17 protein-coding genes are annotated in these 19,087 nt (G+C 66.4%); 7 read left to right on the top strand and 10 right to left on the bottom strand.

What is annotated here, in order from left to right; all coding sequences use genetic code 11:
• Nucleotides 1–23: 23 nt before the first annotated feature.
• From LPB142_RS09155 to LPB142_RS09125, 7 genes are read left to right on the top strand one after another with little or no spacing between them, the layout of a single operon-like run.
• On the top strand, nucleotides 24–299 hold the full coding sequence (locus tag LPB142_RS09155; RefSeq protein WP_068766842.1) for an STAS domain-containing protein: 276 nt from the start codon (nucleotides 24–26) through the stop codon (nucleotides 297–299).
• Nucleotides 296–661 (top strand): response regulator, encoded by a 366-nt coding sequence (locus LPB142_RS09150; RefSeq protein ID WP_068766841.1) that lies wholly within the window; start codon nucleotides 296–298, stop codon nucleotides 659–661. The genes LPB142_RS09155 and LPB142_RS09150 overlap by 4 nt, the downstream gene beginning before the upstream one ends.
• Nucleotides 662–672: 11 nt before the next feature.
• Nucleotides 673–2,874 carry a chemotaxis protein CheA gene (locus LPB142_RS09145; RefSeq protein WP_071166184.1) on the top strand — a complete coding sequence of 734 codons (2,202 nt, stop codon included), beginning with the start codon at nucleotides 673–675 and terminating at the stop codon, nucleotides 2,872–2,874.
• Nucleotides 2,875–2,880: 6 nt separating this feature from the next.
• On the top strand, nucleotides 2,881–3,342 hold the full coding sequence (locus LPB142_RS09140; protein ID WP_068766839.1) for a chemotaxis protein CheW: 462 nt from the start codon (nucleotides 2,881–2,883) through the stop codon (nucleotides 3,340–3,342).
• The gene (locus tag LPB142_RS09135) at nucleotides 3,339–4,223 is read left to right on the top strand and encodes a CheR family methyltransferase (RefSeq protein ID WP_068766838.1); all 885 of its coding nucleotides are present in this window, start codon (nucleotides 3,339–3,341) and stop codon (nucleotides 4,221–4,223) included. The genes LPB142_RS09140 and LPB142_RS09135 overlap by 4 nt, the downstream gene beginning before the upstream one ends.
• The gene (locus LPB142_RS09130) at nucleotides 4,214–4,600 is read left to right on the top strand and encodes a response regulator (protein WP_068766837.1); all 387 of its coding nucleotides are present in this window, start codon (nucleotides 4,214–4,216) and stop codon (nucleotides 4,598–4,600) included. Before LPB142_RS09135 ends, LPB142_RS09130 begins: the two co-directional genes overlap by 10 nt.
• Nucleotides 4,597–4,989, top strand: coding sequence for a hypothetical protein (locus LPB142_RS09125; protein WP_071166183.1), 393 nt, complete (start codon nucleotides 4,597–4,599; stop codon nucleotides 4,987–4,989). Before LPB142_RS09130 ends, LPB142_RS09125 begins: the two co-directional genes overlap by 4 nt.
• A gap of 173 nt (nucleotides 4,990–5,162) precedes the next feature.
• Here LPB142_RS09125 and LPB142_RS09120 read toward each other — a convergent pair whose 3' ends face one another.
• The 10 genes from LPB142_RS09120 to recA form a co-directional block, all read right to left on the bottom strand.
• Nucleotides 5,163–5,684, bottom strand: coding sequence for a chemotaxis protein CheD (locus tag LPB142_RS09120; RefSeq protein ID WP_068767065.1), 522 nt, complete (start codon nucleotides 5,682–5,684; stop codon nucleotides 5,163–5,165).
• A 14-nt stretch (nucleotides 5,685–5,698) separates the two neighbouring features.
• Nucleotides 5,699–6,730: a protein-glutamate methylesterase/protein-glutamine glutaminase gene (locus LPB142_RS09115; protein WP_071166182.1), complete on the bottom strand. Its 1,032-nt coding sequence runs from the start codon at nucleotides 6,728–6,730 to the stop codon at nucleotides 5,699–5,701.
• Nucleotides 6,731–6,788: 58 nt separating this feature from the next.
• Nucleotides 6,789–9,932 carry a methyl-accepting chemotaxis protein gene (locus LPB142_RS18460; protein WP_083392647.1) on the bottom strand — a complete coding sequence of 1,048 codons (3,144 nt, stop codon included), beginning with the start codon at nucleotides 9,930–9,932 and terminating at the stop codon, nucleotides 6,789–6,791.
• 119 nt (nucleotides 9,933–10,051) lie between these two features.
• A complete protein-coding gene (locus tag LPB142_RS09105; RefSeq protein WP_071166181.1) occupies nucleotides 10,052–10,801 on the bottom strand; it encodes a squalene/phytoene synthase family protein in 750 nt (249 codons plus the stop codon).
• Nucleotides 10,798–12,420: a citramalate synthase gene (gene cimA, locus LPB142_RS09100; RefSeq protein ID WP_071166180.1), complete on the bottom strand. Its 1,623-nt coding sequence runs from the start codon at nucleotides 12,418–12,420 to the stop codon at nucleotides 10,798–10,800. Before cimA ends, LPB142_RS09105 begins: the two co-directional genes overlap by 4 nt.
• A gap of 57 nt (nucleotides 12,421–12,477) precedes the next feature.
• Nucleotides 12,478–13,863, bottom strand: a complete 1,386-nt coding sequence (gene cysS / locus LPB142_RS09095; RefSeq protein WP_071166179.1) for a cysteine--tRNA ligase — start codon at nucleotides 13,861–13,863, stop codon at nucleotides 12,478–12,480.
• Nucleotides 13,864–13,942: 79 nt separating this feature from the next.
• On the bottom strand, nucleotides 13,943–14,722 hold the full coding sequence (locus LPB142_RS09090; protein ID WP_068766831.1) for a class II glutamine amidotransferase: 780 nt from the start codon (nucleotides 14,720–14,722) through the stop codon (nucleotides 13,943–13,945).
• A 57-nt stretch (nucleotides 14,723–14,779) separates the two neighbouring features.
• On the bottom strand, nucleotides 14,780–15,070 hold the full coding sequence (locus LPB142_RS09085; protein ID WP_068766830.1) for a DUF1330 domain-containing protein: 291 nt from the start codon (nucleotides 15,068–15,070) through the stop codon (nucleotides 14,780–14,782).
• Nucleotides 15,070–17,727 (bottom strand): alanine--tRNA ligase, encoded by a 2,658-nt coding sequence (alaS, locus tag LPB142_RS09080; RefSeq protein WP_068766829.1) that lies wholly within the window; start codon nucleotides 17,725–17,727, stop codon nucleotides 15,070–15,072. Before alaS ends, LPB142_RS09085 begins: the two co-directional genes overlap by 1 nt.
• Before the next feature lie 116 nt (nucleotides 17,728–17,843).
• Nucleotides 17,844–18,884, bottom strand: a complete 1,041-nt coding sequence (recA, locus tag LPB142_RS09075) for a recombinase RecA (protein WP_231879034.1) — start codon at nucleotides 18,882–18,884, stop codon at nucleotides 17,844–17,846.
• Between the last annotated feature and the right edge of the window lie 203 nt (nucleotides 18,885–19,087).

The raw sequence follows: 19,087 nt of genomic DNA, 5'->3' as shown, positions 1-19,087 counted from the left end.
ACCACTCATTTTGAGGTCGTGCGATGACAGTGCTCGCGCTTCCTCCTCGGGTCGATCTCTCGCATGTGGGCGAGCTCACGGCGCAATTGCGCGCCGCTCAGGGCGCGCCGCTGACACTGGATGCGGGGGCGGTGACCCATTTCGGCGGCCTCGGGTTGCAAGTCTTGCTGGCCTCGGCCCGCAGCTGGCGCGCCCGGGCCCTGCCCTTCTCAATTTCGCCGCGCTCGGAGGCCTTTGACGAGGCTCTGGCGATCTTCGGCGTGGAACTCAGTGATGTGCAATCCGAGGAGGCCGCATGAGCCTGACAGTCCTTGCGGTCGATGACAGCCGCACGATCCGCGATATGCTCAAACTCGCCCTGACGGAGGCCGGGATCACCCTGCATCTGGCGGAAGATGGCGTGCATGGGCTCGAGGTGCTCGAGGGCATCGCCCCCGATGCGATCATTTCCGACATCAACATGCCGCGGCTCGACGGTTTCGGCTTCATCGAGGCGGTGCGGGGGCAGGACAAGCACCGCGCCACGCCGATCCTCGTGCTGACGACGGAATCCGCGCCCGAACTGAAGGCGCGCGCCCGCGCCGCCGGCGCGACCGGCTGGATCGTCAAACCGTTCGATCCGCCCAAGCTGATCAAGGCCCTGCAGATGGTTGCGGGCTGAAGGAGGAGACCATGGCGACCGACCCGATGGCCGAAATCCGGGCAAGTTTCTTCATCGAATGCGAAGAACTGCTCGAAAGCCTGCAAGATGCGCTCTCCGACATGGACGAGGGCAACTACGACAATGAGACGATCAACGTCGTGTTCCGGGCTGTTCATTCGATCAAGGGCGGTGCCGGGGCCTTCGGCCTCGATGCTCTGGTCGGCTTCGCCCACCGTTACGAGACGGTGCTCGATGAGCTGCGCTCGGGGCGGCTCGAGCTGACCCCCGAGGCGATGAAGCTGTTCTTCCACGCGGCGGATCTGCTCGGCGACCATGTGCGCGCGGCGCGCGATGCGGGACCGGTGCCGCCGGGCTCGGAGGAATGTCTGGTCGAGCTCGAGAAGCTGATCGGCGGCGGCGCCGGCCCCGCCGCGGAGGAAGAGGTCACCGATTTTCAGCCGATGGGGCTGAGCTTCGATTTCGGCGGCGCTCTGGACGAGGATCTCGCGCCCGAGGAGGCGGCCTCGGAATTGCCGGTCTGGACCGTGGTGATGCGCCCCAGCGCGGCGCTCTATGCCTCGGGCAATGAGCCGCTGCACCTGCTGCGTGCGCTCGCTGCGCTCGGCGAGGCTTCGGTGCTTTGCATCGAGGACAGCCCCGCCGATCTCGACGCGCTCGACCCGGAGGCGGTGACGCTGCATTGGCAGATCACCCTCACCGGCGACATCACCGATGCCGACATCCGCGAGGTCTTCGATTTCGTCGAGGATGTCTGCCAGATCGACATCACCGAAGGGGCCGCGGGGCTGCCCGATCTGGCGCCCGCGCTTTCGTCCGCCCCCACGCTCGCCGCGCTCCCCGACAGCGCGACCGAGGACACGGGCTTTGGCTTCTTCGAGGATCCGCCCGCGCCGACTGCGGCCGCCGCGCCCGCCCCGTCCAGCGCCGAAGCGCCGGAGAGCGCCGCCGCCCTGTCGGCCGTGGTTGCCCCTGCGGCGGCGGCGGCCAATTCGAAAGAACATGCCGAGGCCTCGGCCACCGTGCGCGTCGATCTCGACCGCATTGATCGTCTCGTGAACCTCGTGGGCGAGCTGGTGATCAACCAGGCGATGCTCGCGCAATCGGTCGCCGAAGCCGGCTTGCCGCCCAATTCCGCGGTGATGACCGGGCTCGAAGCCTTCATGATGCTGACCCGCGACATCCAGGACAGCGTGATGATGATCCGCGCCCAACCGGTCAAACCGCTGTTCCAGCGCATGGCCCGGATCGTGCGCGAGGCCTCGCATGCGGTGGGCAAGGAAGTGCGCCTGCGCACCGAGGGCGAGGCCACCGAGGTCGACAAGACCGTGATCGAACGCCTTGCCGATCCGCTCACCCACATGATCCGCAACGCGGTCGACCACGGGCTTGAAACCCCCGACACGCGCGTCGCCGCCGGCAAACCGACCGAGGGGGTGATCACCCTTTCCGCGCAACACCGCTCGGGCCGCGTGGTCATCGAAGTCTCCGACGATGGCGCCGGCATCAACCGCCCGAAAGTGCGCGATATCGCCATCGCCAAGGGGCTGGTCGCCCCCGATGCGCAACTCAGCGATGCCGAGATCGACAATCTGCTGTTCCTGCCCGGGTTCTCGACCGCCGACAAGGTCTCGGCGCTCTCGGGGCGCGGGGTCGGCATGGATGTGGTGCGCTCCTCGATCCAGTCGCTCGGCGGGCGGATCAGCATCTCCTCCGAACCCGGCAAGGGCACCCGCTTCTCGATCTCGCTGCCGCTGACGCTCGCGGTGCTCGACGGGATGGTGGTCAGCGTGGCGGGCGAAACCCTCGTCGTGCCGCTCTCCTCGATCCTCGAAACCGCGACGCTTTCGGGCGAGGATATCCGCGCGCTCGGCCCGGAAACCAATGTGATCCATGTGCGCGGCGCCTTCGTGCCGCTCTATGACCTCGGCGCCGAACTCGGCTACCGCTGCCCGCGCGCCAATTACGAGGGCGGGATCGTGCTCCTCACCGCACAGGAAAACGGTGCGCGCAGCGCCCTGATCGTCGATGCGATCCTCGAACAGCGCCAGGTCGTCATCAAGGGCCTGCAACGCAGCTATGGCCATATCCCCGGTGTCGCCGCGGCGACGATCCTGGGCGACGGTCAGATCGCGCTGATCCTCGACCCTGCCGACCTCGTGCAGAACGCTTCCGGCCGGACCCGCGGCCCCAACCTCGCTCTTGCAGGATAACACCCCATGGCTGACCATAGCTCCAACACCTCCGAACTCGAACTGCTGTCGTTTCGCCTTGCCGAGGAAGAATACAGCGTCGACATCATGTCGGTGCGCGAGATCCGCGGCTGGACCCGGGCGACGCCCCTGCCCCATGCGCCCGCCTATGTGCGCGGCGTGATCAACCTGCGCGGCACGGTGCTGCCGGTGGTCGACCTCTCGGTGCGCCTCGGGATGGCGCCGGTCGAAGGCGATGCGCGCAACGTCATCATCGTCGTTCAGGTCGGCAGCCAGACGGCGGGCCTGCTCGTCGATGCGGTCTCCGACATTCTCGCGCTGCCGCGCAATGAGCTTCAGGCCCCGCCCGAGCTTGCCGCCGACACCGCCCACAGTTTCATCGAGGCCCTCACCATCGTCGATGGCCGGATGATCCGCGTTCTTGATCTCGGGGCCGTGCTCCCCGACGAAGCCTCGGAAGCCGCATGACACAAGCCTTCCCCCCTCCCTCCGGGCATCAGCCCCCCAGCGCGTCGGAATTGCAGGCGATCGCGGCCATTCTCTATGAATATGCCGGGATCGTCATCAATCCGAACAAGAGCTCGATGGTTCAATCGCGCCTTGCCAAACGCCTGCGCAAGCTGGGTCTGAGCGACTATCAGGGCTACATCGCCTTGGTGAAATCCGAGGAAGGGGCCTCCGAACGGCGCGAGATGATCTCCGCGCTGACCACCAATGTGACCCATTTCTTCCGAGAAAAGCACCATTTCGATACGCTGCGCGAAAAGGCCCTGCCGCCGCTTCTGGCGCGGGCCAAGGCGGGCGGCCGGGTGCGGATCTGGTCGGCGGGCTCGTCCAATGGCCAGGAAGCCTATACGATCGCGATGGTGCTGACCGAGATGTGCAGCGAGGTCGGCTCGCGCGATGTGCGCATCCTCGCCAGCGACATCGACCCGGTGATGATCGCGCGGGGCACGCGCGGTGTCTATGACAGCGCCGCGCTCGATGGCATCCCGGAGCCGTTGCAAAAGAAATACACCCGCCCCCACCCCGAGGGCTTCGAGATCGTGCCGCAATTGCGCCAGCTCGTCTCGTTTCGGGAACTGAACCTGCACGAAACCTGGCCGATGAAGGGCCGCTTCGACATCATCTTCTGCCGCAACGTGGTGATCTACTTCGACCAGCCGGCGCAAACGCGCCTGTGGCAACGGTTCGAAGCCTGCCTGAACCCCGGCGGCTGGCTGTTTGTCGGCCATTCGGAGCGGGTGCCGCTTGGCGGCGCATCGCGGCTCGAGACCGCGGGCATAACAACCTACCGTCTCCCCGAGGAGGGAGCGGTGCAGACAATCGGAGAGAGCAGATGGCCCTGAGAGATCAATTGAGAATCATGGTGGTCGATGACATGTCGACCAGCCGCGGCCTGATCACGCAGGCCCTCGATGCGATGGGCATCCGTCAGGTCGGCTATGCGACCGACGGTCCGGGCGCGCTGCAAATCCTTGAAAAGACGCCGGTCCATCTGGTGATTTCGGATTACAACATGCCGGGGATGGACGGGCTGCAACTTCTCCATGCGCTGCGCACCAATCCGCGCACCAAGGGGCTCGGCTTCATCCTGATCACCGGCCGTGCCGACAAGGAAATCATCGACACCGGCCGCAAGCTCGGGATGAACAACTTCCTCAAGAAACCCTTCACCCCGCAGGATCTGCGTGCCTGCATCGAAGCGGTTGTGGGGCGGCTATGATCAATGCCCTCCCCCATGACACGCTGGAGCCCGCGCGGCGCGACCTGCCGCTCGACGCGCTCGCCGCCCGGATCGGAGATGAGCTCGACACGCTCGCGCGCCTCTCCTCCGAGGTCCAGAAAGCCCTTTCGATGTGCCATTTCGCCGATCATACCGATCCGAAAGCGATCATGGGCTTGCAAGGGATCGACCGGATCACCCAGGCGCTCGAGGATCTCGGGCGTCTGATGGCCGCGGTCTCGGGCGAAATGCCGTCGGATGTGAAGCTGCATGCCGTGCCGATCCTGTCGCGGCTGCGCCTTCATGAGCTGATCAACAATCTCGACCCCGAGATGCCGAAGATCTCGGTTCAGGAGGCCGCGGACGAGGGTGAAATCCAGTGGTTCTGAGCACCTCCGAGAGGTGCTCGGATCGGTAACGGGGCAAAGGCCTCGCCAGACGATGTGACGGATGCGTCGGCCTCTCGGGCCGATTTTTTTTTGCCTTCGGTGCGGCGGCGTTGACGCAAAGGAAAACGGCCGCGCGGGGCGCGCGCGGCCGTTGGTCTGAGGGGGTGGCGGCGTCAGAAGAGCTCGACCTCGTTGCCTGGGGTGACCGGCGGCGGCGCTTCAAAGACCTTCGCCTCGCCGAGCAGCTTTTGCCGCGCCCGGCCGGAGTGCGGCCAGAACTCGATCCGCCGGGCCTGATTGCCGCCAAGGCTCTGCCCCGTGCATTCGATCCCCTCGCGGCGCAGGAAATCCAGCACGAAGGCGGCGTTCTTCTGGCCGATATCCGACAGACCCGCGATCATCCGCGCGCCGCCGAAGACCTTGGCCTTGAGCCGCGGGCGCGCGGCGCCGTGCTTGATCATGTCATTGATCAGAAGCTCCATCGCATTGACGCCGAAACTCGCCGCCTGGGTTGTCGTTCCGGTGCTCTCGGGCAGCAGAAAATGGTTCATCCCGCCGACGCCGGCTTGCGGATCATAAAGGCAGGTCGCCACGCAGGATCCGAGGATGGTCGTGATCGCACGTTCATCCGTGCGGCCGGAGGCATATTCTCCTTGCGAGATGTGCTGCGGACGAAGGGGTGCGCGGTGGGTCATGGAGGCCTCGACGATCACACCGACACAGCCGAAGTGCGGCCGGTCAGTTGCAGGATGTTCTGGGCGATCCGGCCGAGCGGCACGGCCCGTTCAGCCGCCCCGATCTCGAGCGCGGCGCGCGGCATGCCGAAGACGACCGAGGTCGCCTGGTCCTGGGCGATGCAGGTGGCCCCGGCTTGACGCAGCGCGAGCATCCCCTCGGCGCCGTCGCGGCCCATCCCGGTCAGGAGGCAGGCGACGGAGCGTTGGGCGATCGGGCGGGCCGAGTCGAAGAGTACATCGACCGAGGGCCGGTGGCCGTTGCGCTTCTCGTCGCTCAGGAGTTTGCATTTCGGGGTATCGCCGCCGGAAACGCCGAGGTGATAGGCGCCACCGGGCGCGATATAGACTTTGCCTTGCAGCAAAGGTGCGTTGTCGGTCGCAAGTTCGAAGCGCGGGGCAATCTTCGGGGCGAGGCGGCGCACGAAACTCTCGAGGAAGGTTTCGGGCATATGCTGGGTGATCAGCGTCGGCGGACAGTTCTCCGGGAATTCGGAGAGGATCGTTTCGAGCGCATCGACGCCCCCCGTCGAGGAGCCGATCAGCACATAGCGGCCGTTCCAGCGAAAGCCGGTGGCTGGATCGACGGGTTTGCGCAGCCCCGGTTCGCGCAGGCGCGCGTCCGCCGCGGCGACCAGCAGATCGCCGAGATTCTGGAACGCTTCATCGAGCGCGCCGCTCGCCGGCTTGCCGATACAGTCGATCGCCCCCAGAGACAGCGCCTCGAGAGCCGCCGCCGAGCCCTTTTGCGTCTCGGTCGAGACCATGACCACCGGCATCGGCCGCAGACGCATCAGCTTTTCCAGGAAGGACAGGCCATTCATCCGCGGCATTTCGACATCGAGCGTGATGACGTCGGGGGCGAGATCCTTGATCTTCTCGCGCGCTTCGTAGGGGTCGCCCGCTTCGCCAACCACCCGCAGCCTGCGGTCATTGGCGAGCAAGGTCCGGATGAGCTGACGGATCGTCGGCGAGTCATCCACGATCAGGACGCGTTTTGCCCCCATAGTCAGCCCTTCCCGTTGGCGGTGCATAAACAAACCACTGTTCCTTCTTCAATCTTGCTCAGAAATCTTCCCAGTCGTCCTCCTCGGCGGCGGCTTTCCGAGCGAGATTGCCTTGCCGAAGCGGAGCGCTGGCGGGCGTCTTGCGGTCGGGCATCGGCGTGTCGACTGCGCGCGCGGCCGGAGCGATGACGGAGGGGGCGACGACCGAGGGGGGGGCTGCGGGGGCGGAGGGCGCCGCAACCGGTGCCGCGCTGGCGCGCCGGCCCGTGCCTTGTGGCGTGCGGAACCGGTTCGTGGTTTCGGTCAGCGCCTGGGCGCCACGGGTCAGCGAATGGCTCGCCGCAGTGGTCTGTTCGAACATCGCGGCGTTTTGCTGCGTCACCTGGTCGAGTTGGTTCATCGCGGTGTTGATCTCGGCAAGGCCCGAGGCCTGCTCGCGCGACGAGGCGGCGATTTCGGAGACTCGGTTGGCGATGTCGATGACCGCGGCAAGGATACCCTCGAGCGCCTCGCCCGTTTCGCCCACAAGGCCGACACCCTGGCGGACATGTTCCGAGGAGGTGGTGATCAACGCATCGATCTCGCGCGCGGCATCGGAGGACCGCTGCGCAAGGGCGCGCACCTCCGAGGCGACGACTGCGAAGCCGCGCCCCGCCTCGCCGGCCCGGGCCGCCTCGACGCCCGCATTGAGCGCCAGAAGATTGGTCTGGAAGGCGATATCGTCGATCACCGAGATGATCCGCGAGATCTTTTGCGAGCTCTCCGCGATCTTGCCCATCGCATCGACGGCCTGTTGCACGATCTGGCCCGAGGTCTCGGCGCTGCCTTGCGCCTGTTTGACGACGCGATCAGCTTCGGTCACGCCCGCGGTGGCGGTGTTCACCGACGAGGTCAGCTCGTCGAGCGCGGCGGCGGTCTCTTCGAGCGTGGCTGCCTGGCGCTCGGTCCGGCGGCTGAGATCTTCCGCCGCATTCGAGATCTCGTGGGCCTCGCTGTCGATCGCTTCGGCGTTGTCGATCACCTCTTGCATGGCGCGGGCGAGATTGCCGACCGCGGCGTTGAAATCGGCGCGCAGCTGCTCGTATTCGGGCGAGAATTTCGCCTCGATCGGGCTCGTCAGATCGCCATCCGAGAGCCGGGTCAGGCCGACGCGGAGCGCCTCGACCACGGTGCGTTGTTCGGCATGCATCGCCTCGTTGCGCGCCTGGATCTCGCGCAGACGGGTCTGCGCTTCGGTCACATCATTGGCGATCAGGACGATCTTCAGCATCCGGTTGTTGCGGTCGGGCACCGGCGTCAGGCTGCCCTCGACGATCACGCTGCGGCCATCCTCGCCCGGCAGGTAGAAGCGCCCGAGCACGGTTTCCATGGCTTGAGCCCGCGTCCAGTAATCGGCGCTTTCGTCATCACCGCACAGAACGGACTCATGCGAGCGGCCGAGGAGTTCGGCCTCGGGCAGGCCGATTGCGGCGGCGAAATGCGCATTGGCGCGCGTGATCCGGCCGGCGGGCGAAAATTCGCAGACCACCTGATTGTCGTTGAGCGCGTTGAGCAGGGCGCGGTTCATCCGCAGCTCGGTCACATCGCGCCATTCGACGACGAAGCCGATCGGCCCCTGTTCGGGCGTCGAGATCATGTTGACATCGAGCCCGAAGCGGCCCTCGCCGACCACGATATCGGCGTGATAGGGGAAATTCTTCGGGTCCGAGAGGATTTCGCGGGCGCGGGCGGGCAGCTTGTGGAAGGCGTCCATTGAGCGGCCGACGAGCTCCTCGGCGACGATATCGGGCGTCACGGTGCGGAAATCATCGAGGCGCGAGCTGACCAGTTTGATCATCGCGGGGTTGTTGTAGGTGATCTGGAAGTCGCGATCGACGATCATCATCGCGGCCGAGGAGCAATCGAAGGCGGTGCCCTGCATCGCGGCCTGACGCTGCACGACGGCGGCCTCGGCGAGATCGACGCGCAGGGTCTCGATCGCGCGGGCGATGGTGCCGACCTCGTCATTGCGCTTGGTGTTGCTCACCTCGACGGTGTGATCGCCATTCGAGATCGCGCGGACGGTCTCGCTCATCCGGCCGAGCGGGCGGGCGATCGAGCGGGCCATCAGCCAGGCGAGGAAGGCGAGCACCGCGGTCATGCCACCAGCTTGCAGCAACATCTCTTTGCCGAGTTTGCGCGCCGGGCCGAAGAGTTCGGCGGAGGCTTGTTCGGCGACGCCCACGACCTTCAGACCGAAGATCTCGATCGGCGTATAGGCGGCCACGACCGGCGTGCCGCTGATGCCGGTTTCTTCGATGAAGCCGGTTTCGCCGCGCAGCCCGGCCTGGAAGGCATTGTTGGCGGCGTTCTTGACCAGACGTGCGCTCGCCGAGGCATTGCGCAGGTTGTTCAGGAGCACCCCCGATTGCGAGACGAGATAGGCCTGGCCGGTCTCGCCCAGGGCGCGGGGCGATTCCATGATCGTGCCGATCGGGGTGATCGAGACGTTGAAAGCGATCACCCCGAGCGCGACGCCTTGCGGGTTGAGCACTGGCGCGGCGATCACCATGCCCGAGACATTGCGCCCCTTGGCCGCCGAAGAGCGGAAGAACTCGGTCGTCGCGGTCTTGCCGCGGCCGAGCGTCACCGCCTTGCGCGCGGCCTGGGCGAGCGGGGTATCCTTGAAGGGGCCGTTATTGAGATTGGTGGTGAACTCGCCGTCCTTGGCCAGCGAATAAAGCACCGTGCCATCCGGCGCGATCAGGTAGATATCATTGATATCATGGGTTTTTGCGAACTCGACAAGGGCCGGGTGATAGCGGCGATGCGCGATCGAAAACTCCGTCACATCGCCGGCATAATCATAGGCGAGCCGCTCGCCCTCCGGGTTCGGGTTCTCGGTCACATAGGCGTTGAGCAGATAGCCCGCCGGATCGGCGCCGAGCGTCTTCCACGAAGCGGTGAAATCGCGCAGCGCGCGCGAGGTGCTTTGCGCCGCGGTCAGCTCGGCAATCGCGCTCGAGGTCTTTTCCGCCCAGAGCTCGAGCGACTCGCGGCGCATATCGAGCGCGCTCTCGATCCGGTCGGTGCCCTCCTTGGCGAGCAGCGCACGCGCATCGCGATAGGCGTTGACCCCCATGACTCCCATGGCGAGCAAGGAGATCGCGACCAGCATAAGGGGCAGTTTGACCCCAAGTTTCTGATTGTGAATCAGATTCATCCCAGATCCTCCGACGGTTCCGCGCCTAGGCACAGAATCGTGACGTCATCCAAAAGGCAGCGCCCATTGGGAGGAACATGAATGGAACAACTGAAGATTCGTTTAAGGCGTTCAGCTTTTTAACCGAGACGCAGCGCCTGCCAGACAAGCCCCGCGCGGCGGCCAAATTCGCTGCCCCTGAGCCGGCCTTCGGCGACCCGCGCGGGCTCTTTCGCGGCGGCGCGGAGCCAGCCGCGCGCCTGCCAGCCGGGCAAGAGCGCCGCGCGCAGGGGCGCGGGCGTTTGCGCAAGCCCCCGCTCGAGCGCCGCAAGCCCCTCGCGCGCGAGCGCCGCCACCGCCTCGGGGCGGCCATCGACCAAGGGCAGACGGCCGCGCGCCTCGAGCTCGGGCACTGCCGCGAGCCAGGCCGCCACCCCCGCGCCAAAGCCAAAGGCGCGCACCGCCCCCTCGGCCTCGGCCCCCGCCCCGATGCGCCGCGCCGCGGCCCAGTAAAGCCCGCCCGAGGTCGCCTGAAGATAGTCGACGAGCGCGGCCTGATCCTCGAAGGGCTCGCGCCAGCACTCCCAGCGCCGCGCCTCGGCAAGCGCCTGCAAAAGCCCCGCCTCGGCGCGCAGATCGGCAAACTCCGCCCCGAGCTCATGGGCCGGGGCACGCCCCTCTTCGGCGAGCGCGGCAAAGGCATCGACCCACCATTGCAGGCGCATCTCCGCCACGATCGGCTCGGCCGAGGCCCAGGGCGCGCGCGCAATCTCGAGGTTTGCCGCGTAAAGCGGCCAGAGCCGCGCGCGCAGATCCGCCCGCGTCGCCATCAGCGCGGCGAAGCGATCGGGGTCGCCCGCCGCCAGCATCTCGGCCGCGCGCGCGCTCATACCGGCGCCGCCCCGTCGCGCAGAAGCTTCCAGGTGATCGAGTCGAGAAGCGCCTCGAAAGAGGCATCGACGATGTTCGGGCTGACCCCCACCGTCGACCAGCGCTGGCCCTTGCCATCCTCGCTGTCGATGATCACCCGCGTCACCGCCTCGGTGCCGCCCTGGGTGATGCGCACGCGGAAATCGACCAGTTTCATGTCGTCGATGAAATGCTGATAGGGGCCGAGATCCTTGGCGAGCGCCTTCGAGAGCGCGTTGACCGGGCCGCCGTCCGAGCCATCCTCGACGATCCCCTCCGAGACCGAGAGCGTGCGCTGACCGCCGATATTCACCACCACCACCGCCTCGGAGAGCGAGCCGATCCGGCCGCGCGCATCGCGCTTGCGCTCGACTGTGACGCGGTAGCGCTCGACCTCGAAAAACGCGGGCAGAAGGCCGAGCTCGCGCCGCGCGACCAGCTCGAAACTCGCCTGCGCGCCGTCATAGGCATAGCCATGATCCTCGCGCCGCTTGATCTCATCGAGGATCGCCGCAAGCCGCGGGTCCTTCGGCTCGACCTCGATCCCCATGCCCACGAGCCGCGCGCGCAGGTTCGACTGGCCCGCCTGGTTCGACATCGGGATGAGCCGCGCATTGCCCACGAGAGAGGGCTCGACATGCTCATAAGTCGTGGGGTCCTTCAGGATCGCCGAGGCATGCAGCCCCGCCTTATGCGCAAAGGCCGAGGCCCCGACATAGGGCGCCGAGCGCAGCGGCACGCGGTTGAGGATATCGTCGAGCTTGCGCGAAAGCTGCGTGAGCCCGGCCAGCGCCTCGCGCGAGATCGCGGTCTCGAAGCGGCTCGCGAAAGGCTCCTTGAGCAGGAGCGTCGGGATCAGCGAGGTGAGATTGGCATTGCCGCAACGCTCGCCCAAACCGTTCAGCGTGCCCTGGATCTGGCGCGCCCCCGCCATCACCGCCGCAAGCGAAGCCGCCACCGCCTGGCCGGTGTCATCGTGACAATGGATGCCCAGATGATCGCCCGGCACCCCCGTCGCGATCACCGCCGCCACCGCCTCGGCCACCTCATGGGGCAGCGTCCCGCCATTCGTGTCACAGAGCACGACCCAGCGCGCCCCCGCCACATAGGCCGCCTGCACAGATTCAAGCGCATAGGCCCGGTTCGCCTTGAACCCGTCGAAGAAATGCTCGGCATCGAACAGCGCCTCGCGCCCAGACGCCACCACATGCGCGATCGAGGCGCGGATATTCTCGAGATTCTCCTCGAGCGTGATCCCGAGCGCGGCGGTCACATGATAATCATGGCTCTTGCCGACGAGACAAACCGCCGGCGTGCCCGCGTTCATCACCCCCGCAAGCACCTCGTCATTGGCCGCCGACCGGCCCGCGCGCTTGGTCATGCCAAAGGCCGTGAACACCGCCTCGGTCTCGGGGCGCACGGCGAAAAACTCGCTGTCGGTCGGGTTCGCGCCCGGCCAGCCGCCCTCGATATAATCAATGCCGATCGCGTCGAGCGCCTCGGCCAGCGCGATCTTCTCGGCCACCGAAAACTGCACGCCCTGGGTCTGCTGGCCGTCGCGCAGCGTGGTGTCATAAAGATAAAGTCGCTCGCGGCTCATGGCTGGCTCCTCCCGACCTGTTCCGTTTCTTCTTGGCTCAAATACGCAAATCCGCCCTCAGCCAAGCGCGGGCAGCTTGGCCGCATCGAACCCCGGCCCCGCCAGAAGCTCGACCCCCGCCTTCGACATGCGCACCTCGACCCCCGCCGCGATCAGCGCCGCCTTCATCGCATCGACCGGCGCGAAATCCTTGCTCGCCATCGCGCGCGCGCGCAGATCGGCCAAAGCCGCCGCATGCGCCGACAGATCCGCCCCCGGCGCCGCCGCCCATGCGCCCATGCCGTCCTCCAAAAGCCCCAGAAGCGCCGCCGAAGCCTTCAGCTCGGCCGGGTCCTTGATCGCATGCAGCGCCGCGATCGCCCCGGCGGTGTTGAGATCATCCGAGAGCGCCTCGATCACCGCTTGCGCCGGCGCGCTCGCCGCAACCCCCGCCACAGCCGCGCGCCATTTGCGCAAGGTGGCCTCCGCCTGCGCGGCCTTCTCCGCCGTCCAGTCCATCGGCTTGCCGTAATGGGTCTGCAAGAACACGAAGCGGATCACCTCGCCCGGGATCCCCTGCCCCAGCAAATCGCGCACGGTGAAGAAATTGCCGAGACTTTTCGACATTTTCTTGCCCTCGACCTGCAACATCTCATTGTGCAGCCAATAGCGCGCAAAGCCCCCCTCGGGATGCGCGCAGCAGCTCTGCGCGATCTCGTTCTCATGGTGGGGGAATTGCAGGTCGATCCCGCCCGCATGGATATCAAAGGACGCGCCGAGGAGTTCATAGGACATCGCCGAACATTCGATATGCCAGCCCGGCCGACCGCGGCCCCAAGGGCTCTCCCAGCCCGGCAGATCGGCGTCCGACGGCTTCCAGAGCACGAAATCCATCGGGTCTTCCTTGAAGGGCGCTACCTCGACCCGCGCCCCCGCGATCATGTCATCGACCGACCGCCCCGACAGCGCCCCATATCTGGTATAGCTGCGCACCCGGAAGAGCACATGGCCGTCCTTGGCATAGGCATGGCCCTTCGCGATCAGCTCCTCGATCATCGCGATCATCGCGCCGATGAAATCGGTCGCGCGCGGCTCGAGATCGGGGCGCAGCGCGCCGAGCGCATCCATATCGGCATGATACCAGCCGATCGTCTCCTCGGTGCGCGCGCGGATCAGCTCCTCGAGCGTGCCGGGGGCGCCTGCCTCCTTGCGCGCCAATGCGGTCGCGTTGATCTTGTCATCGACATCGGTGAAATTGCGCACATATGTCACCGCGCCCACGCCATATTTGAGCCGCAGCAGCCGGTAGAGCACGTCGATCACCACGACCGGGCGCGCATTGCCCAGATGCGCGCGGTCATAGACCGTCGGCCCGCAGAGATAGAGCCGGACATTGGTGGCGTCGATCGGCTCGAAAACCTCCTTGCGGCGGCTGAGCGTGTTGTGCAGGCGGATCTCGGTCATCGGTCTTCTCGGTCTTGGAACGTCGCGGGCTTAGCAGGTTCGGCGCGGCATGGGAATGGCGCGGCGCCGGCGCGGGGGCTCAAATCGGCGGACAGAACGGGCTGATCTCGACCGATTTTCCGTCGAAAATGCAAAACGAGCCGGGCGGAACCTCCTCCCAATCGCGCTGATCCTCCTCGAGCGGCTCGGAGACCACCGCCCGCCCCCGCCTTGTATCGGACCATTTGTGATAGAGCGTCGGCGGCGCCGCGTCGGAGGCGTGGCGCACCGCGTAAAGCCGCGCGCCATCGGAAAACGCCGCCGTCAGCCGCATATGGGGCGCGGCGCCGCGCTGTCGGGCAAGCTCGGTCAGCCGCGCCGTCGCGCGTTCGAGTGCGCATTTCGGATCGGCCTCGAGCCCCTCGGCCAGCGCCAGCAAGAACAGCGCCTCGCTGTCGGTCGCGCCCTTGCGCTGCGGGTAGAGCGCGTCGGGGATCAACATCTCGCCCGCGCGGCGGAAGTGCTCATAGCCGCCGATCTGGCCGTTGTGCATGAAGCTCCAATGGCCGACGACGAAGGGGTGACAGTTGTTGCGGCTCGTCGCGGTGCCGGTCGAGGCGCGCACATGGGCCAGAAACAGCCCCGATTTCACCGTCGCGGTGAGCGAGCGCAGGTTCGGGTCCGACCAGGCCGGCATCACATCGCGGTAAAGCCCGGGCTCGGGGCGCTCGCCATACCAGGCCACGCCAAAGCCATCGGCGTTGATCTGGGTATGGCACTGCGTCGCGCAATGGCTCTGGTGGATCAGCGAGTGCCCGGGCCTGCTGATGATATCCTCAAGGAAGATCGGTTGCCCGATATAGGCGGCCCAACGGCACATGGCGGCTCCTCGGGGGCCCGGCGGCCCGGTGGGGAGGGGGCGCGGGCGCCCCCGCCGTTATTCCATCGCCTCGACGATCACGAGGTCGCGCTCGGAGGCGCCGATCGCATGGGCGAGCGCGGCCTGATAGGCGGGCCCGCGGTAGCAGGCCTCGGCGGCCTCGAGGCTCGGGAACCAGGCGAGCACATTGCGCTTGCGCTCATTGCCCTCGAGCTGGACGTAGCGCGACCCGCGGGCGAGGAATTTCCCCCCCGCCGCGGCGATCGCGGGGCCCGCGGCCTCAGCATATTTGCCATAGGCCTCGGCGTCGAGAACGGTCACATGGGCGATCCAGTAAGCGCCGGGCATCAGACTTCTCCTGCAATCACGGCCTTGACGGCGGCCACCGCCTCATCGGCCTTCGACGGGTCGGCGCCGCCGGCTTGCGCCATATCGGGCCGGCCACCGCCGCCCTTGCCGCCAAGCGCCGCCGCCGCGGCCTTGACCATATCCACGGCCGAGATCACGCCGGTCTTGTCGGCGGTGACGCCCGCCGCGACCGCGGCCTTGCCGCCGGTATCGGCCACCACGAGCACCGCGCCCGAGCCGATCTTGTCCTTGAGGCTGTCGACCAGCGCCGGCAGATCCTTGCCCGACACCCCGGAGACGACTTGAGCCATGAACTTCAAGCCGTTGATATCAATGGCTTCCGGCCCGCCCGCGCCGCCGCCGCCGATGGCCAGCTCGCGGCGCAGCTGCGCCACTTCATTGGCGAGCGCCCGGCGCTCTTCGGCGAGCGCCTGAACCCGCTCGACGAGATCGGCGGTCGAGGTTTTCAGCACCGCCGCCGCTTCCGCAGCCAGGGCTCCTTGGGCCTTGAGATGATCGAGCGCCGCCTGCCCGGTCAGCGCCTCGATCCGGCGCACGCCGGCCGAGGACGCGCTGTCGCCGAGCAGAACGAAGGCGCCGATCTCGCCCAGACGCGCGACATGGGTGCCGCCGCACAGCTCGATCGAATAGGTCTTGCCACCCGTGCCCTTGCCCGAGCCGAGAAGCTCGCCCATCGACACGACGCGCACCTCATCGCCGTATTTCTCGCCAAACAGCGCCTGCGCGCCGAGCGCACGGGCGTCATCGGGGGTCATGATCCGGGTCTCGACAACGGTGTTTTGCCGAATGAAATCATTGACTTCGCGCTCGACGGTGGTGAGCTCCTCAGCGCTGAGCGCCTTGGTATGCGAGAAGTCGAAGCGCAGCCGGTCCTCGGCGTTGAGCGAGCCCTTCTGCGCGACATGGGCCCCGAGCGCGCGGCGCAGCGCCTCGTTCAAGAGGTGCGTGGCCGAGTGGTTGGCGCGGATCGCGGCGCGGCGGCCGTGATCGACCTCGAGCTTGGCGGGCTGGCCCTTCACGACCTTGCCCGCGACGACCTCGCCGATATGCAGGAACACGCCCGCGACCTTTTTCGTGTCGCTCACGCGGATCTCGGCGGTTTCGGTGCGGATGATCCCCGCATCGCCGACCTGACCGCCCGATTCCGCGTAGAAGGGCGTCTGGTTGACGACGACGGTGACCGCGCCGGTGGCCTCGCCGACCTGCGCGCCGTCTTGCACGAGCGCGAGGATCTGGCCCTCGGCGGCTTCGGTGTCATAGCCGAGGAATTCGGTCACGCCCTTGTCCTCGGCGATCTCGAACCAGAGCTTGCCGTCGCTGGCCTCGCCCGAGCCCGCCCAGCTCGCGCGCGCCTTCGCCTTCTGCTCGGCCATCGCCGCGTCGAAGCCCTCGGTATCGACCGCCCGGCCCTTCTCGCGCAGCGCATCTTGCGTCAGATCGAGCGGGAACCCATAGGTATCGTAGAGCTTGAAGGCCGCAGCCCCCGGCAGATCGGCCCCCGCGGGCAGCGCCGCGAGCTCGTCATCGAGCAGTTTCAGGCCGCGGTCGAGCGTGACCTTGAAGCGGGTCTCCTCGAGCTTCAGCGTCTCCTCGATCAGCGCCTGCGCGCGAGTCAGCTCGGGGTAAGCCGCGCCCATCTGGCGCACGAGTGCGGGCACCAGCGAATGCAGCACCGGATCCTTGGCGCCGAGCATATGCGCATGGCGCGCGGCGCGGCGCAGGATGCGGCGCAGCACATAGCCGCGCCCGTCGTTCGAGGGCATCACGCCATCGGCGATCAGGAAGGAGGTCGAGCGCAAATGGTCCGCGATCACCCGGTGGTGGACCTTGCCCGGGCCATCGGGGTCGGCCGAGGTGGCATGGGCCGAGGCCTCGATCAGGCTGCGCATCAGGTCGGTGTCGTAGTTGTCATGCTTGCCCTGCAAGAGCGCGCCGATCCGCTCGAGGCCCATGCCGGTGTCGATCGACTGCATGTCGAGCTCGACCATCGAGCCGTCCTCGAACTGCTCGTTTTGCATGAAAACGTTGTTCCAGATCTCGATGAACCGGTCGCCGTCCTCGTCTTTCGAGCCGGGCGGGCCGCCCCAGATATGGTCGCCGTGGTCGTAGAAGATCTCGGTGCAGGGGCCGCAGGGGCCGGTCGGGCCCATCTGCCAGAAATTGTCCTTGGTGGCGATGCGGATGATCCGGTCATCGGTCAAGCCCGACACCTTCTTCCAGATCGCGGCGGCCTCGTCATCGGTGTGGTAGACGGTGACCAGAAGCCGCTCCTTCGGCAGCGCGAAATCCTTGGTCAGCAGCTCCCAGGCATAGGTGATCGCCTGTTCCTTGAAATAATCGCCAAAGGAGAAATTCCCCAGCATTTCAAAGAAGGTATGGTGGCGCGCGGTATAGCCCACGTTGTCGAGGTCGTTGTGCTTGCCGCCGGCGCGGACGCATTTCTGCGCGGTGGTGGCGCGGACGTAATCGCGTTTTTCGACGCCGGTGAAGCAGTTCTTGAACTGCACCATGCCGGAGTTGGTGAACATCAGCGTCGGGTCGTTGCGCGGCACGAGGGGCGAGCTCTCGACGACACGGTGGCCGTTGCGCTCGAAGAAGTTGAGGAAGGTCGAACGGATGTCGTTGAGGCTGGGCATGTCTTCGGGCCTTTTCGCGGATTTCCTCCCCGTTTAGCGCCCGCGCCCCGCCCCGTCCAGTATTCAAAAGGCGCCGCGGGGTCAAAAGGCCGGGCGGGGCCCGGCCTTTGAAGATCTCAGTCCTCGGTCAGCTCTTCGCCTTCGGCCGCGCCGAAATCGAGCCCGTGGCTGGCGCGGATCTTGTCCTCGATCTCATAGGCGATATCGGGGTGGTCGCGCAGGAATTGCTTGGCGTTTTCGCGGCCCTGGCCGATACGCTCATCGCCGTAGGAATACCACGCGCCCGATTTCTCGACGACGCCCGCCTTCACGCCAAGGTCGATCAGCTCGCCGACCTTCGAGATCCCCTCCCCATACATGATGTCGAATTCGACCTGCCGGAAGGGCGGTGCGACCTTGTTCTTGACGACCTTGACGCGGGTCTGGCTGCCGACCACCTCGTCGCGGTCCTTGATCGCGCCGATGCGGCGGATATCGAGGCGCACCGAGGCGTAGAATTTTAGCGCATTGCCGCCCGAGGTGGTCTCGGGGTTGCCGAACATCACGCCGATCTTCATGCGGATCTGGTTGATGAAGATCACCATGCAGTTCGAGCGGCCGATCGAGGCGGTGAGCTTGCGCATCGCTTGCGACATCAGGCGCGCCTGGGCGCCGACGGTGGCGTCGCCCATGTCGCCCTCGATCTCGGCCTTCGGCGTCAGCGCCGCGACCGAGTCGACCACGACGAGGCTCACCGCGCCCGAGCGCACCAGCGTGTCGACGATCTCGAGCGCCTGCTCGCCGGTGTCGGGCTGCGAGATCAGCAGTTCATCGAGGTTCACCCCGAGTTTCTTGGCATAGAGCGGGTCGAGCGCATGTTCGGCGTCGACAAAGGCGCAAACGCCGCCCTTTTTCTGCTCCTCGGCGATGCAATGCAGCGTCAGCGTGGTCTTGCCCGAGCTTTCCGGTCCGTAGATTTCGACGATCCGCCCCTTCGGCAGGCCGCCAATGCCGAGCGCGATGTCAAGGCCGAGCGAGCCGGTCGAGGTCGCCTCGATCTCGGCCGCCGGGTTGTCGCCGCCGAGCTTCATGATCGAGCCCTTGCCGAACTGCCGCTCGATCTGCGCCAGCGCCGATTCCAGCGCCTTTTGCTTGTCCGCCTTGCTCTTGTCGTTCATTTCAAAAAGACCTGCCATGTTCCCGAGTCCATCCCTTATCCCACAGCCCGCCGCGCTTTGGCAATTCATCGCGAGACAGGTGTTTGTTCGCCCCTTGTTCTCATCGTTATGCGCACAAAAAGAGAACAATTCAAATGAAATCTTCATAATCACTCTGCAGGGGCTTGGTTAAAGAAGTGTTTACGCGATCCGGCGGAGCGCCT

This window comes from Rhodobacter xanthinilyticus (assembly GCF_001856665.1).
GTDB classification, from domain to species: domain Bacteria; phylum Pseudomonadota; class Alphaproteobacteria; order Rhodobacterales; family Rhodobacteraceae; genus Rhodobacter; species Rhodobacter xanthinilyticus.
This window is presented reverse-complemented; position numbering and strand designations above follow the sequence as displayed.